We start from the raw sequence: 15,295 nt of genomic DNA on the forward strand, positions 1-15,295 counted from the left end.
AAGAGTGCGTAATAGCTCACTAGTCGAGAGGTCCTGCGCCGAAAATGTCCGGGGCTGAAACACAACACCGAAGCTCAGGAATGTATTTATACATTGGTAGAGGAGCATTCTTAAAGGGGCGAAGCAGTACCGATAAGGAGCTGTGGACTTTTAAGAAGAGAGAATGCCGGAATGAGTAGCGAGATGGAGGTGGGAATCCTCCAGGCCGAATATCTAAGGTTTCCAGGGTAAAGCTGATCTGCCCTGGGTAAGTCGGGGCCTAAGGCAAGGCTGAGAAGCGTAGCTGATGGACAACAGGTTTAGATTCCTGTACCACATGATATCAGAACTGTGGGGACGCAGAGGGATAAGATGACCGGGGAACAGAACCCCGGGCAAGCGTAGGAGGTGTCAGGCAGGCAAATCCGCCTGATAAGCCAAAGACGTGACGCGGACCGAACTAAAGTAGGGAAGCATCCGATTCCAGCTGCCGAGAAAAGCCGCTATTGTGTATCATGTGCCCGTACCGTAAACCGACACAGGTGGATGAGGAGAGAATCCTAAGGCCGGCGGGAGAAGCATTGTTAAGGAACTCGGCAAAATGACCCCGTAACTTCGGGATAAGGGGTGCCAGAGAGATCTGGCCGCAGAGAATAGGCTCAAGCAACTGTTTAGCAAAAACACAGGTCTATGCGAAACCGTAAGGTGATGTATATGGGCTGACGCCTGCCCGGTGCTGGAAGGTTAAGAGGAGAGGTTAGAGCAATCGAAGCTTTGAATTGAAGCCCCAGTAAACGGCGGCCGTAACTATAACGGTCCTAAGGTAGCGAAATTCCTTGTCGGGTAAGTTCCGACCCGCACGAAAGGCGTAATGATTTGAGCGCTGTCTCGACAATGCACCCGGTGAAATTGAAATACCAGTGAAGATGCTGGTTACCTGCGCCAGGACGGAAAGACCCCATGGAGCTTTACTCCAGCTTGATACTGGGATTCGGTAATGCATGCACAGGATAGGTGGGAGGCTACGAGTACGGAACTCCGGTTTCGTATGAGCCGCTGTTGGGATACCACCCTTGCGTTACTGGGTTTCTAACCATGGTCCATGATCTGGATCGGGGACAATGTCAGGTGGGGAGTTTGACTGGGGCGGTCGCCTCCGAAAGGGTATCGGAGGCGCTCAAAGGTTCCCTCAGAATGGTTGGAAACCATTCGAAGAGTGCAAAGGCAGAAGGGAGCTTGACTGCGAGACCGACGGGTCGAGCAGGTAGGAAACTAGGACTTAGTGATCCGGTGGTATGAAAGTGGGATTGCCATCGCTCAACGGATAAAAGCTACCCTGGGGATAACAGGCTTATCACTCCCAAGAGTTCACATCGACGGAGTGGTTTGGCACCTCGATGTCGGCTCATCGCATCCTGGGGCTGAAGTAGGTCCCAAGGGTTGGGCTGTTCGCCCATTAAAGCGGTACGCGAGCTGGGTTCAGAACGTCGTGAGACAGTTCGGTCCCTATCCGGCGCAGGCGGAGGATATTTGAGAGGAGCTGTCCTTAGTACGAGAGGACCGGGATGGACGGACCGCTGGTGTACCGGTTGAGCTGCTAAGCTCATGGCCGGGTAGCCAAGTCTGGCAGGGATAAACGCTGAAGGCATCTAAGCGTGAAGCCCCCCTCAAGATGAGATATCCCATTCGTTAAGAAGTAAGACCCCTTGAAGACGACGAGGTAGATAGGGCAGAGGTGGAAGTGCAGTAATGTACGGAGCTGACTGTTACTAATCGGTCGAGGGCTTATCCAGGAAGGTCTGGTTAATTGATGAAACGGTAAAGATGGATTTCAATATGTGGTTTTGAAGGTATGTGTGCACGAGTGGCTCAGTGGTGGAGTATCGCCTTGCCAAGGCGAGGGTCGCGGGTTCGAATCCCGTCTCGTGCTCTCAAAGAGATAGAAGAAAGAGTCATCCGATGGATGGCTCTTTTTTCTATGTTCAAGCCCTGCCGGGCTCGAACGGTTCGAATGTCTCCGCGCTGCTCCGGTCGTCGCAGTCGAACGTCCCCCGGACGTTCTGCGACGTCTCGTGCTCTCAAAGAGATAGAAGAAAGAGTCATCCGATGGATGGCTCTTTTTTCTATGTTCGAGCCCTGCCGGGCTCGAACGGTTCGAATGTCTCCGCGCTGCTCCGGTCGTCGCAGTCGAACGTCCCCCGGATGTTCTGCGACGTCTCGTGCTCTCAAAGAGATAGAAAAAAGAGTCATCCGATGGATGGCTCTTTTTTCTATGTTCGAGCCCTGACGGGTTCGAACGGTTCGAATGTCTACGCTGCGATGCCCTTATAGTAGATGTCAATTTCCTGGGTGCGGTTCTTGCCCTTCGGATCGCTGGCAGCATGGACAATGATCTTCTCGACAAACTCATGCAAGATACATGGAGTCAATTCAGGAATTTTGGCAGCTCAATCCGCTATGCCAGAGAAAAGGATGAAAATGGATACTTCCCCTGCTTTGCCAGTTTCAACAGGCTGAAGAAAGACTTAAAAGCTCCGTCCACTTCCTTAAGGATCTGCTGGGCCATGTTGGAATTCAGCAGCCGATAGTTTTCGGAAGTCTTTAAGATGGCGTAGTTTTTCTCATATGGGAGATACTGGCTATGTTCAAAGTAATGCTGCCGTATCTGGTAGATGGCCTGGTTGGTCAGGTTTTTTGCTGTGCGGCATAATTCCCGTAGAATGAGAAATTCATCTTTGGACAGATGCTTTAGCTGCTGGCATACGGTCAAATACAAAACGGGTCCTCCTTTCCTAATTGGGACAGAACATATGTTCTGAATCAATTATAGCACATGATTTCACAAAAGGGAATGGAAAGAATTGTAATTGCTTACCATTTTACATCTGTCTATGTATCATTATAGCGGCATTCATCCTGCCACCTAAGAGGGATGGGGGGGATTCTGCCGATTTTATGATAAAATTCTGGACACCAGAGAAAAACAAGAGAAAAAATAAACGCGGCGGGGTTTCTTGATACCCGACCGCGTTTATCTTTGTCCGCTGATATACCGGCAAATCGTTTTTTATTGTAGGTTACTTTCTTGCACCATCCGAGCCGATGGTATATCCGTCAATGGTGGTATTCACCGCCATCGTTCCATCTGTGTAGAAGTAGTACCACTTTCCGTCAATCTGCTTCCAGCCGCCGGCAAACATCATTCCGGTAGCCTTGACCAGCCAGTACCACTTCTGGTCGTCGGAGAGCCAGCCTTTCACCGGCTTCCCATTTCTGTAATAGCTCCACTGGCCGCTGTCATTCTGCTGCCAGCCGTTTGCGGTCTGCGAGTCAATGACGATCTCCACAAACCGCCGCAGTACGGTGGCGACTTCGGCGCGGGTAGCGGTTCCCTTGGGGTCAAACTTATTTCCATTCTTCCCGGCCAGGATGCCTGCCTGCTGCATGGCTCTGACCGCATCCTTCGCCCAGCTGCTGATGTTTGCGTTGTCCGCAAAGGTCACAGCCTTTAAGGTCTGGGGCAGATCATAGCCCAGCTTTGCAGCGTAATTTTTCATAATCACCGCCATCTGTTCCCGGTTGATGTTGGTATCCGGCGCAAAGGTGGTGGCGGTAACACCCGTCACAATTCCGGTCTGTGCTGCCCAGTTCACATAGGGCGCATAGTAAGCGTCGGCTTTCACATCGGTGAATTTCCCGGTTTTGTAGCTGTCCGGGTTGATGCCCGCCAGCCGCCCCAGGGCGGTGACGAACATTCCTCTGGTCATACCGGTGCCCGGGCTAAAGGTGGTGTCACTTGTGCCGGAGAGCAGTCCCCGACTGGCTGCAAAGAGGATGTTATCTGCTGCCCAGTGGCCGGTAATGTCGGTAAAGGCCGGGGCAGGGTTCTTGTAGCCCACGCCGTAAACGCTGAAATGGCCGGTTTCAAAAACCACCGCTTTCAGGCTGGCATCGTAGCTGGATCTGGTGATCCATTCCACCTTGCCCGCGTCGTCTACATAGACTGCATAGAGATTACCTGTCTGCTCACCCTTTGCCGGTGTGTAGGGCAAACGCACCGATATAGTGTGACCATTTAAGTTGGCAATCGGTGTTTCTTTGCCGCTGGAGAGGTACACCAGCGACAGATCGTAGGCCGGTCTTGTGCCGATAGCGGCTTTGGCCTCGGTGGAGCGCAGGGCATCTACCTTATCTACCCGGAGAATGATGTCCCCACCAGCGGAGACGCTATCCAGCTGCTTCAGAGTGTCCAGCCCGATATTAACCGAAACCAGATGGTCTGTTGCTACGGTAAACTGCCGGACGTTTTCTTTAACCAGCAGATCCAATGTCTGTGCCTTGATGGTCACGTTAAAAGAGGTCTGGCCTGCCGCCTGGGTGATGGGAACGGTAACGGCAATCCCGTTCTCTGTGGTGCCGTTCTTTTTCGCATCCTGTTTGGCCTTGTCGATGGCGGACTGGACAGAGCTGTTGTCCACTGCCGCATTGCCGTTTTTATCCGGCTGTATGGGTTTGGTTTCACCGATTACAGGGGCTTGAGGCTTGTACTCCGGCTGGTTGGTGTTATCATTGTTGTCGGAATCGTCAGAATCGCCGGAGGAGGAACCTCCACCGCTGCCCGAACCACCAGAGGAGGAACCGCCGTCGCTGGAAGATTGCTTGGAAACGGTCAACGTTCCAGAAATATAGGTGATCTCATAGTTGTCATTTGACAGCGTACCAGTGATGTTGATCGCGGTTTTTCCGGTTTTGCTCATATCCGGCGTCTGTGCGTAGTCCAGTGTTACCGTGCCGCTCAGGGTATCTGCACCAACCAGCCCCTCCACCTTGTAGTCCTTATCTGCTTCCGGGCTGCTCAGATCGGGCGCGGTGCTGCCGGTGTAGGCGCTCTTATCAAGCGCCGTAACGGTAACTGACTTTTTCGCTACGGTCACAGTCACGTTCTGTTCTGCCACATCTGCGTACTCTGCGTTTCCCTGAACCTTATACCAAACAGTGTATTCCCCAGCGTTTTTCGCTGTGGGGATCTGTTCGCTCCACTCAGAACCGTCAAGCCGGTAGAGCATCGTGCCGCCAGTGGTCTTGCCTGCTGTAACCAGCGCCTGTTCTGCACCGTTGTAGGTCAGGGCGTTTGCCGTAGGTGCCGTAACAGTGGGGACAAGCTTGTTGGTGGCATTGACATTGACGGTCAGCGTGATGTCCTCATAGTTTGCGCTCTTGATCACTACGGTCGCAGTACCCACAGAGCCGGTGGTTTCCACGTCATTTTTCTGAATGGGCAGGGTCAGCTTGCCGTTTTCCACCTTCGCGCCGCCGGTGTAGTAGCCGTCATTTAGTTTGATTTCGACGATCTCATAGGTGAGCGCACCGTACTCTTTGGGCGTTTCCAGCGTGGGCAGGGCGGGGAGCGTCACGGTGTAGGTCTTTTCGTGGCCGTTTACGATGACGAGCGCGGTTGCCTTGGTGAAGTCAGGCGCAGCGGCCTTGGTGATGTTGCCAGTCGTGGTGAAGCTGCTCTGCTCCAGGGCGTAATTCTTCGCTGCCGGTCCGATCAGGGTCACTGTGGCAGTGACGTTCTTGCCGTTGCCCACACTGGCATCGTCAAAGCTGGCGGTCACGTTGTAGTCTGTGTCTCGGTTCAAGATCACGTTGTCGAAGGTCACGCTGGTGATGCCCGCGTTTTTCGTGCCATCATAAAGCTTGGACGCAGCCGTTACCCCGGTGATCGTCAGCGGCTTCTGCCCAATGCGGACCGCCACGCTGGCGGGTGTGGTATCGTTGTGGTTTGCATCGCCAATCACCCGATACCACACGGTATATGCTCCGGCATCGGTGCCGACAGGGATGTCCTGGCTGTATGTGCCGTTCTCGGTCAGGCTGTACTGCATGGTGCCACCGCTGGTCACACTGCCCGCAGTAATCAGCGCCTGCTCCTGTCCGGTATAGGTCAGATTTTCCTGCGCCGTGGGAGCGTTGAAGGTGGGGGTAGCCTTGTTCACCTTGATGGTCACAGTTCCGGTCGCGGTCGCGTATTCCTCATAGCCCTCCGCCGGGGTGAATATCCACTCAGCCTGATAGTCGCCGGCTTTGTCGGGCTTGGTACTAGGATTCGTCCACTCGAAAGTGCCTTCGACCGTCTTGCCGTCGTCTTTCATCGTGCCAGTAATGGTGCTGACGCGCAGGATCTGGCCAAAGGTGATTGGCGTTGCGGTGATCTCGCCGTCCAGCACGGGAACGATCTTGTTCTTCGCGATGACTTCAACGGTCAGGAGCATGTCCTGATAGTTGTCCGTGGTGATCTTGACGCCTACGGTTCCGACGGAACCTTCGGTCTGAGATTCGACAGCCGGGACAGTCAACTGGAACTCATCGTTTGATGTGATCATTGCCGTCGAATTTGCGTAGCCGCCCTCTCCAATCAGATCGAAGTTGCAGGCCTCATATTTGATGGAGCCGTACTTACAATTATCGCCCAGCATCGGCAGCGCGGGAAGATTGACCAAGTAAGTCTTTGCCAGCCCGTTGATAACGGTCAGCTCTATGGGCTGCATCGTGGGCGCGGCCGCCTTGGTGATGCTAAACTTCCAGCCATCCGCCATCAGGCCGTTGGCCGCAGCATAGTTCGTGCTCTCGGCTACATCGATCTTGACGGTGTATTCGCCCGCGTTCTGAGGTGTGGCTTCCTTACCGTCTTTATCGTAGTATTTTACGATGACATCGACCGTACCGGCCTTTGCGGGAGAAACCGTCGCGCTCTTGACATTGCCGTCATAGGTCAGGCTTGTCGGGGCGGTGAAGGTGAAGTCCTCCGCCTTGGGGGTAGCTTTGCCAATGGTATAGGTCACGCTGGCGGTCGCCTCGCCCACCTTGATGCTGGCGGTGTACTCGCCCGCGTTGGTGGGGAGCGCGCCGTTTTCCAATGCCCCTGGACCATACATGCCCATCTTTGTGTAGCTGATGGTGACCCCACTCGCCGCCGGACCCTGCCAATCGCTGCTTGCAGCCACCGTGGCGGGTTTGCCTTCCCCGCTGTAGGTCAGCTCGGCGGGGGCCTTGATGGTCACGCTGCCGCCGTTCGGGCTGGTGCAAGTCGTGTCTGTGCAGCTTGCGGTGATGGTCGCGCCGCTTGCCGTGTACGTCCAGCTATGCTGATGCCGGGTCACGGTGAACGGCTCGCTGTAGCAATTATAGCCATTGCTGCACTGGACGAAAATGTGGTACTGATAGCTCTTGTCTACGGGCAGCCCGGAAATCGTGAGCGTCTTGCTCTGCCCGCCGGTATGCGTCGCAGTATTAACATTGCTGAATTTCATGGTCCAGTCGTTCTCTGATTCGTCAAACAGCTCCCACCAGTAGTAGTAGGTGACGCCCTCCGTTTCGGGCGCGATTACCGCAGTCAGCGTGATATTGCCGTCCGTCGCAAACGCCGAGTTTCCGGTGTAGTTCGTATCGTTATCCGGATAGATCTTTTCGACCGCGAAGGGGGCTTTTTCAACGGTGACTTCTGACGGGATTGAATTGGCGTTGGGGAGCCATTGGTTATCCTTTGTTTTTTTGTAAGCGTACCCCTTCGCCAGCAGCGCGTAGGGCTTGACATAGCCGGCATCGCTCGTGATCTCGCCGTAGCTGCCGCCGCTGAGGCTGGCGCTGCTGCCGTCGTCCTTTACAGCCACACGGCTGAAGGTGCCGTTGCTCAGCGAAAGCTTTCCGCCGTTCTGCGCCGTGACAATGGCGAGCTTCGTATCCTTGTCGTTGACGGTCAATTCCGCGTCTTTGCCGTCCACCGTCACATAGAAGCTTCCGTTGCTGCCCGTGACCGTCAGAGAAATGCCCTTGGCGATGAGGTCCACACCATCGACCCTTTTCCCGCCGGTCGCCAGCGTCACCGGCCCGCGGGTCAGCTCATAGGCGGTCCGCTTCCCGTAGACAGTGTCATCCACATTCTGATACAGCGTGATGGTCTTTGCACCGTCCGCCGCGTTCGCCGCCTCGATGGCAGTGGCAAAGGCCACGTACCAGCTCGTCTTGCCGCCGACGGTCAGCGACGCCGTCATCTGCTTGCCGCAGATGCTGCAAATGCCCTTGCTGTCCGCGCCGCCGTTGTGCGTATGCGACACGACCTTGACATTTTCCAGCGTATTCACGCTATCATTGGTCACAGCCTGATTATCACTTGCTCCGTAATACGCCGCGCCCTCCGCCAGCAGGTCGGCGAGTTTGCGGTCGCCGTTGGTTTTGATCATCGTAAATGTGCCGCCGGAGAGCTTGACTTTGGTGGTGTAAAAATCCGCGAAGGTAAACGTGCCGCCGGTGATCGTCCCCGTGACATTGTAGTCAAACGTAACGCCGCCATATTTCTTTTCATTATTAAAGCTGCCGCCGCTGATGTTCGCGATGCTGCTGCCGTTGAATTTGACATTACCAGTGAAGGTACCGCCCTTGGCGTTCAGCGTACCGTTCACCTCGACGGAGGCGTCGGTAAATGTGACGCCCTCCTTCACCGTCGCCGTGCCGTCGATGGTCGCACCTTGATAGCTGCCGCTGGCAAAGGTCACGTCCGCCCCCTTGGCGACCGTCACATTCTTGGCGGTGTGCGTTCCGCCCTCCAGCGTCAGTGTGCCGGTCAGCGGCATGGAGGTGTTGTAAACATCCATATTCCGCAGCAGGGTCAGCGTCGGCTCGGTGCAGCCCTCATTGCTCCAGCCGTTCAAGGTCTGGATGGCCTCTACATAGCCGTGTTCCAGCGCACTGTCTGCCGTGAAGTAGGCAGTCTTGGTCGTGCCGTCGGTGCTCTGGGCGGTAATTTTCGTGTACAGTTTCTTGTTGCACACAGAGCATACGGGGTTGCTGTCATCGGCGCACTGATGGACGCACTCCGGGAACTGTACCTTGTACGCTGTATAGCCGGTCAACTCTGCAATTTTGGTGCTCTTATCAACGCTGCTCCATGTACCGCCCTTTTCGCCGTGCAGCTCGCACTTTGCGTAGTCGGTTCCCAGCAGGTCTTTAACGGTGAGGCTCTTGCTCGTCATGTTATCCGTGAACTTGCCGATGGTGCAGGCGTTTGTATTGCCATTCCACAGCTTCAGGCCGTAGCCCGTACTTGTGGAGCCAATCGCAGCATCTCTTAAAACCAACTCGCCGATTTCGCCGCCAAAGCGCTCCAATGCGCCGCCGGCCTGCAGCTCCACGCGCGAAATCTCGCCGGTGTAGGAGTCGTCAACCGCCAGCGTTCCGTTGGAGGAAACGTAAAACGTGACATCGAGCGCCTGCGTTCCGCCGCCTGTTCCGGAATTCATGACCGTCAGAGTCCTGGGATTGTTCCCGCCTCCGACACTAATGTAATAACGCTCGCTGCTGACAGTTTTGCCATTCAGATCCAGCGTCGCTGAGTAGGTGTAAGAAGAAGAGCAATTTCCTGCGAGCGTCACATCCCGCAGCAGCGTCACGGTGTTGCCTCTGGCTGCATCAAACGCCTTCGTCAGCGTCTGATAATAGGCGCTATCGCCCACGCGCGCGTCGAATTGCGTATGGCACTTCTTGCAGGTGTAGCCGGTATCGTCCATCTCGTGCGTGCAGGGCACAAGATAGACCTTGCCGTCATCGCCCAGGCTGGTCACGCAGCCGGCGGCGTCCGCCTTGAAGTTCTCGGCGCTGAGCGTCACGCCGCTTGCCGGTTCGGCGATGGCCCCAAGATTTATGCCTTCACGCACGCCCACACGGATGACCGAATCCTCTCTCAATGCGCCTGATACAAGAATGGGCAGCTTCCAAGCTTCATTGGCGTAATAACCGGCCTTCACCGAGCCGGAAATAGTGAGCTCAGGAGTGTTGCTTTCCCTTCCGTCGTAGTAAACGTCATATTGAGAGTTGTCGGTAACGGTAGCATCGGTGAGGGTAATAGCGCCCTTTCCATAGATGCCGCCGCCCTCAAAGGTACTGTTGTTTCCGGTGATCGTCACATTCTCGACGGTTACCCCTCTCTCCGAATAAATGCCGCCCCCGTGGCCATAACTTGTATTCCCCGTGGCGGACGCCTTGTTGCCGGTGATCGTGGCGTTGGAGATCGAAACACGGCCGGCGTTAAAGTGGATATAGATGCCGCCGCCGTTGCCCTTGGTGGCTGTGTTGCCGGTGATGGTGCCGCCGTCCATGGTGAAGCTGCACTTCTCACCCACATATACGCCGCCGCCACCGCCGTCAGACGCACCCGCAGTGTTATCGGAAATGGTTCCGCCATGCATGGTGAATCTTGGCGGGTCGGTCTGATTCGTCGTGCCGACAAGGAACACACCGCCGCCGGAGCCGCTGTCTGCTTTATTACCGGTAATCTCTCCACCATACATGGTAAAGGACGAGCCGGTCTGATAGGTGCCGCCCTTTATACCGACCTGCACGCCGCCGGTGATCGTGCCGCTGTACAGTTCAAATTTGCCGCCGTTGACGGTCACTTCGCCTTGAACCTTTCCATTGCCGGAGCAGTCAGTCAGCGTCAGCGTCGCGCCGCTACCGACCGTGATACTGCCGGAAATCGTCTGCCCATTTAGGCAGAGGTTGACCTCACCCGTTGGCACAGTCCAGCTCCCCGACACAGACTTCGTCAGATAATATTTACCAGCAGAATCAGGCAGGGAATCGGCAGTTGTCCATGTTACAGCAGTATCATGTTCGTGTCCGTTGACATCTCCATTCCCGCCGCAAACGCAGTGGGTATGATTGGCCTGCGGCAGCGCAAACGCAGCCAGCGCCGCCTCCTCTTTTCCAAGGCAGGCGGAGAGGTCTGCACCCTTAGCAGAGCAGACGGTGCAGTCAGGGTTCACAGCATCAGCGCCGCATAATTTCTCACAGATGCAGGCGGCTTCCGCTGTGCCTTTGCAGGCTGTCAGATCCGCATCTTCCGCAGAGCAGACCGGACAGTCTGAATTGACCGCCTCTTGCTCACAGTGGGTCTCGCAGATGCACTCCCTCGGAGCATTCCCGGACACACCGGGAACAAGCCCACTGTCCTTGGAATTGCACTGCTTACAGGTATACCCCTCTGTGGCCGGGATGTAACCGCAGGTACCGTCATGCCCGCCGCGCTCATGAGGGCAGCTTAATTCTTTTGTGATACAGCCGCTTTCCTCACTGCATTCATGGGTACACGCGGTCGGCTGGGCCTTCTCTGCTTCAGATGGGGTCGCCGTATTTTCTGATACGCTGCCTTCCAAAACAGGGTAACAGCTTTCGTCATGCTCATGGATACACTTCTTCACAAGGGTGTAGCAATCCTCAGTATGCTCGTGTTCACAGGTTGCCCCTTTGGTTCCCTCCGTATATCCGCAGTCCTCTGTATGTTCCGGGTGATGCTCGCACAACCCCGTATGGACGGCGGACGCACCCGCTTCCACTGCAGATGCCGGAACTCCCGGCATCGTAAAAATCATTGCCGCCGCCAGTAAAAATGCGGCCGGCCGTTTCCATTTCCACATCATTTTATTCATCCTCCTCAGGTTGTTCGTTCCTTCTCGTTGTTTTCTGAAGCAGCTGGGATACCGCCTCCCGCAGCTGATATTCCGTCACAGGCTTTACCAAAAAGGTGTCCGCCTGCATCCTGCGGCTTTGGGGTTCAAACTCTGCCTGGTCGCTGATCCACAGGAGAGGGACATCCCTGCTGTACCCTCGTATGCTCATACAGAAATTCATCCCCCTGGCTCCGTCCTCCATGACCACCACAGCATCATAAGGCCCATCCCGCTGCATGGCATAGGTACAAAACACGCCGTTATCAAAGCGGTCTACTTTGCCCAGCTTCATCAGCAAAGCGGTTTCTTTTTCTTTCTGGCTATAACTGCATAGCGCAATTCGCATTTTCGCACCTCCATTTCATGATGGGTTTTATTGCCTCATATAGCTCCTGATCGGAGCAGTCTGCCGGAAGAAACACAGGGATACGCAGGTGATACGCGATCAGGGCGAAGTTTTTATCATCGCTCCACCAGACAAGCGGTGTTTCCGGTGCCAGCTGCTTTGCCTGAATGGCAGCCTCCAATCCCCTTGCCCCGGTCATGGCGATGACAACCGCATGGTACCGGCTTCGCCGGAGTGCCTGGGCAAGCTGGTTCTCATTCCACAATTCGTCAATCGCAAGCTGTCCATCCCCATCAAAAAGGGAGCGCAGCCTGCTTTCAAACCATTCCACATTTCTCAGCTCCGTACAAAGTGCGATTTTCATGCTGAGCCTCCTTTCCTGAAAAGAAAAACAAGAAAGAATGTGCCTTGGCACATTCTCGCGCCTTGCGCGGTCGCTTGCGACAATCTACATCTTCGCGCAAGTGCGCATCTTTGGCACGTTAGTGCCTTTTTTATGTGACAGGGAATTCTTCGGAATTTCCTGTCACATAAAAAAACCAGACCTTCTCATCGGAAAGTCTGGTAGTATAATTAGAGTAGCATCTTGTCAAGAGAAATGCAACCGACTTTGTTTAAGACGCAGGTTTCCTGTTTAAGACGCAAGTTTTTTCCTGCGGTTTTATGTTATACTAATATTGGATTATTGTGCAAAGGAGATGGCACGATGCAGATTGCGATTGTGGATGACAGAGCAGAGGACAGAGAAGAACTGTCTGTCTGCCTGGAAAATTATATGAAAAAGCATCAGCTGGACTATACGCTGACAGAATTTGAGGACGGAGAGAATTTTCTGAAAGCTGCCGCCCAGGTCAATTTTCAACTTGTCTTTATGGACATCTATATGGAGAACATGGATGGAATGGAGGCCGCCAGAAGGCTGCGCCAGAAAAACAGGCTTTGTAAGCTCGTTTTTCTGACCATTACAGAAGATTATGCCCGTATGGGGTACAGCCTGTCCGCCAGCTATTATCTGCTGAAGCCGCTTTCGCTCCATCAGGAAGATTTTGAAGAAGCGATGGAGCTGTGCCAGCTAAAACCGCCCTATGAAGTGATGACACTTTCGGTTATGGTTGACCGTCAAAAGCTGGAACTTCCCACAGAGAAGATTCTATACATAGATTATCAAAACCGTATGACACGGATTCATACGGAGGAACGCGTGATACCGGTAAGCGGAGGCTTTCAGGAGGTTACTGCCGCATTGCAGAAGGACAAGCGTTTTTTGCCCTGCTACCGGGGTGTTTTAATCAACATGGATTACATCAGCCAGGTTGACAGCCAGGCCTTCCGTTTGATAAACGGGGAGGAACTTCCGATTGCCCTCCGCAATGGAAAACAGCTGCGGGAAACCTACCGTCAATATGTTTTCTCTGGAATGGGGGGTATCGTATGAGAATAAAGGAAATACACAGGCGTATTCTGGGGGGCTGTCTGGCCTGCCTCCTCTGCTTCACCGGCAGTATCCCCGCATTTGCCGCTGAAACTGCAACCCCAGCCAATGCCGATGAAAGAAGGGAGATTCTGCCGGTTTTAAAAAGCAAGGCTCCGGAGACACTGGATAGCGGAACCCTGGAAGCACCGGAAGAAGTATCCCTCGTCCTTGTCACAGAAATACAAAATGAAGACGAACTGCTCTCCCTGCCAGATTTCACCCTGCCCCTTAGAACCACACCGTCTGATGATGACCTGGAGGAAATTTATCAGCTGGCTCTTCAGTATCAAACCGTCTGCGCCACTGTAACAGCAGGTGAAGAAATACGGCAGGAAACATTTCCTGTCGTATGGGATTTTTCGGCCATTGACCAGACCACTCCAGGCGAATATACCGCAGCAGGCCGGATTGAACTGCCGGAGGGGTATGCCTTTGGTGAAGCTGTCTTGCAGGAGCTTCAGATTTCCGTCCGGGTGGAAGAAATGCCGCCTGCTGTCATCACCTCCATAGAGCAATGGTATCCTTATACGGATGCGTTTGCGGTTCAACAGGGCAGCGAAATCGAAACGCTGGAAAATTTGTTTGCCTTTTCCCCTTACTATCTGGAATGCTATGCGGAAAATGGAACCAGCTACACCGCTGTGGTGGAATGGGATTTTTCCGGTATTGATCTGAATACTGTGGGACTGTACTATGCAACAGGAAGGCTGACCGCACCAGCAAATACTGCGTTTGCAGAGGGAATTGCTTTCCCTGAAATTTCAATTCCTGTTTCTGTTCAGGCTCCGGGCAGCCCAGACATCAACTGCTTCCTGGTTCGCAGAGGAAGCCTTTATTTTCCCTGGGTCACACCGCCAGGGGGACTGGATGAGATCAGCGTATGGCTGTCCGAAAACAACGGTTCATGGAACCGTCTGGAAAGTGGCGTTTATGTGGGTCAGGAAATGCTCTCGATTGCCACACGTCTGCTGATGCCGGGCAGCAGTTACCGCCTTCAGGTTGATTATGACGGCGGACAGACCGGCATCCTGTCCTTTACCTACGCAGATGAAATTGTCCTTGAAGGGTATCATGAAGGCGACCGGGATGGAGGGGATGCAGGCGGAAATCCACCCGATACCATCATTCAGCCGCCTCTTGAAGATACCGACGATCAGGATGACGGTTTCGCAGACAGGCCCTCCACAAAGCCTCCAAAACCGCCTGTAACAAATGACGGTGGAATGGATTCCGATGATTCCATAGATATAGATAAAGACGATTTCCCATCGGAACAGGCAAACGGTGATACAGAGGAAGATACCGCTTTGCAGCAGCCCCCTGAAGTGCAGACGATTGCCGGCGCTTCAGAGCTTACCGTACCCGATTCTGCCTGGAAGCTTTCGGAAAACCGGAAAGAGCCGGTGCAAAGCGCTATGACCGTTCCCCCGGAAAGTGCGGATTCCAAAAGCCCTGATTTTTCGGAGTTCTTCGATGAAACCACTGACCGGATTTCCGGCACACGCTTTTTGATGATGCTGCAAACAGGGGAGCAAAGAGCCGTCTTTTCCAAACAGGGAATCACCATCAGCATACCCAAAGACGCCTTGCCGGAGGGTATCCAAAACGAAGATCAGATTGAAGTCATCATCCAAAAGGATACGGATGGCGGTTTTTCTTTTTCGTTTTCCATCAATGGAACTGTGCTCAACTCCCTGCCGGATGTTTCTGTCATGCTGCCCTATCCAAATGACCCGGCAGCCGGCACATTGTTCCTCTGTGATGAAAGCGGCGTGGAAGTTCCCATGACCGGCTATGACGATACGGCGAAAGCCGCTTCCTTTCAGATCAGCCATACAGGGGCATACTCCATTGTGGGAAAGGAAGATACCGCTTCCCTGGCACAGGCCGCCGACACAGAGCATAGCCGGTCGCCCATATTCTTTTTCATTCCGGTCTGTCTGGTTCTTCTGTCAGCCGGTGAATTTTTCCTAAGGAGGAGGCGAAAATAAG

7 protein-coding genes, 1 tRNA gene and 1 rRNA gene (1 of these 9 running past the window's edge) are annotated in these 15,295 nt (G+C 54.1%); 4 read left to right on the plus strand and 5 right to left on the minus strand.

What is annotated here, in order from left to right; genetic code table 11:
* Nucleotides 1–1,772 (plus strand): 23S ribosomal RNA (locus tag ACXMYH_RS03965) (it extends 1,116 nt beyond the left edge of the window).
* Between the two features lie 65 nt (nucleotides 1,773–1,837).
* Nucleotides 1,838–1,909, plus strand: a tRNA-Gly gene (locus tag ACXMYH_RS03970).
* A 379-nt stretch (nucleotides 1,910–2,288) separates the two neighbouring features.
* Here ACXMYH_RS03970 and ACXMYH_RS03975 read toward each other — a convergent pair.
* From ACXMYH_RS03975 to ACXMYH_RS03995, 5 genes are all read right to left on the minus strand, one after another.
* On the minus strand, nucleotides 2,289–2,408 hold the full coding sequence (locus ACXMYH_RS03975; protein ID WP_486555573.1) for a DUF4368 domain-containing protein: 120 nt from the start codon (nucleotides 2,406–2,408) through the stop codon (nucleotides 2,289–2,291).
* 26 nt (nucleotides 2,409–2,434) lie between these two features.
* The gene (locus ACXMYH_RS03980) at nucleotides 2,435–2,755 is read right to left on the minus strand and encodes a hypothetical protein (protein ID WP_346011310.1); all 321 of its coding nucleotides are present in this window, start codon (nucleotides 2,753–2,755) and stop codon (nucleotides 2,435–2,437) included.
* Nucleotides 2,756–3,056: 301 nt separating this feature from the next.
* Nucleotides 3,057–11,453, minus strand: a complete 8,397-nt coding sequence (locus ACXMYH_RS03985; protein WP_486555574.1) for an S-layer homology domain-containing protein — start codon at nucleotides 11,451–11,453, stop codon at nucleotides 3,057–3,059.
* Between the two features lies 1 nt (nucleotide 11,454).
* Nucleotides 11,455–11,829, minus strand: coding sequence for a hypothetical protein (locus ACXMYH_RS03990; protein WP_486555575.1), 375 nt, complete (start codon nucleotides 11,827–11,829; stop codon nucleotides 11,455–11,457).
* A complete protein-coding gene (locus ACXMYH_RS03995) occupies nucleotides 11,804–12,193 on the minus strand; it encodes a hypothetical protein (protein WP_349172966.1) in 390 nt (129 codons plus the stop codon). The genes ACXMYH_RS03990 and ACXMYH_RS03995 overlap by 26 nt, the downstream gene beginning before the upstream one ends.
* Before the next feature lie 342 nt (nucleotides 12,194–12,535).
* On the opposite strand from ACXMYH_RS03995, the gene ACXMYH_RS04000 reads away from it, so the two are divergent.
* Together ACXMYH_RS04000 and ACXMYH_RS04005 are read left to right on the plus strand one after the other, a co-directional pair.
* The gene (locus ACXMYH_RS04000; RefSeq protein WP_486555576.1) at nucleotides 12,536–13,264 is read left to right on the plus strand and encodes a LytR/AlgR family response regulator transcription factor; all 729 of its coding nucleotides are present in this window, start codon (nucleotides 12,536–12,538) and stop codon (nucleotides 13,262–13,264) included.
* Complete coding sequence (locus ACXMYH_RS04005; protein WP_486555577.1) at nucleotides 13,261–15,294, plus strand: hypothetical protein; 2,034 nt, start codon at nucleotides 13,261–13,263, stop codon at nucleotides 15,292–15,294. Before ACXMYH_RS04000 ends, ACXMYH_RS04005 begins: the two co-directional genes overlap by 4 nt.
* Nucleotide 15,295: the final 1 nt, after the last annotated feature.

The sequence above is a fragment of the Pilosibacter sp. NGB245 genome (genome assembly GCF_057397225.1).

What these genes read in the sequence shown, in the direction of transcription:
- ACXMYH_RS04000 (WP_486555576.1), top strand. Translation starts at nt 12,536, where the DNA reads ATGCAGATTGCGATTGTGGATGACAGAGCAGAGGACAGAGAAGAACTG.
- ACXMYH_RS03985 (WP_486555574.1), bottom strand. Translation starts at nt 11,453, where the DNA reads ATGATGTGGAAATGGAAACGGCCGGCCGCATTTTTACTGGCGGCGGCA.
- ACXMYH_RS03995 (WP_349172966.1), bottom strand. Translation starts at nt 12,193, where the DNA reads ATGAAAATCGCACTTTGTACGGAGCTGAGAAATGTGGAATGGTTTGAA.
- ACXMYH_RS03990 (WP_486555575.1), bottom strand. Translation starts at nt 11,829, where the DNA reads ATGCGAATTGCGCTATGCAGTTATAGCCAGAAAGAAAAAGAAACCGCT.
- ACXMYH_RS04005 (WP_486555577.1), top strand. Translation starts at nt 13,261, where the DNA reads ATGAGAATAAAGGAAATACACAGGCGTATTCTGGGGGGCTGTCTGGCC.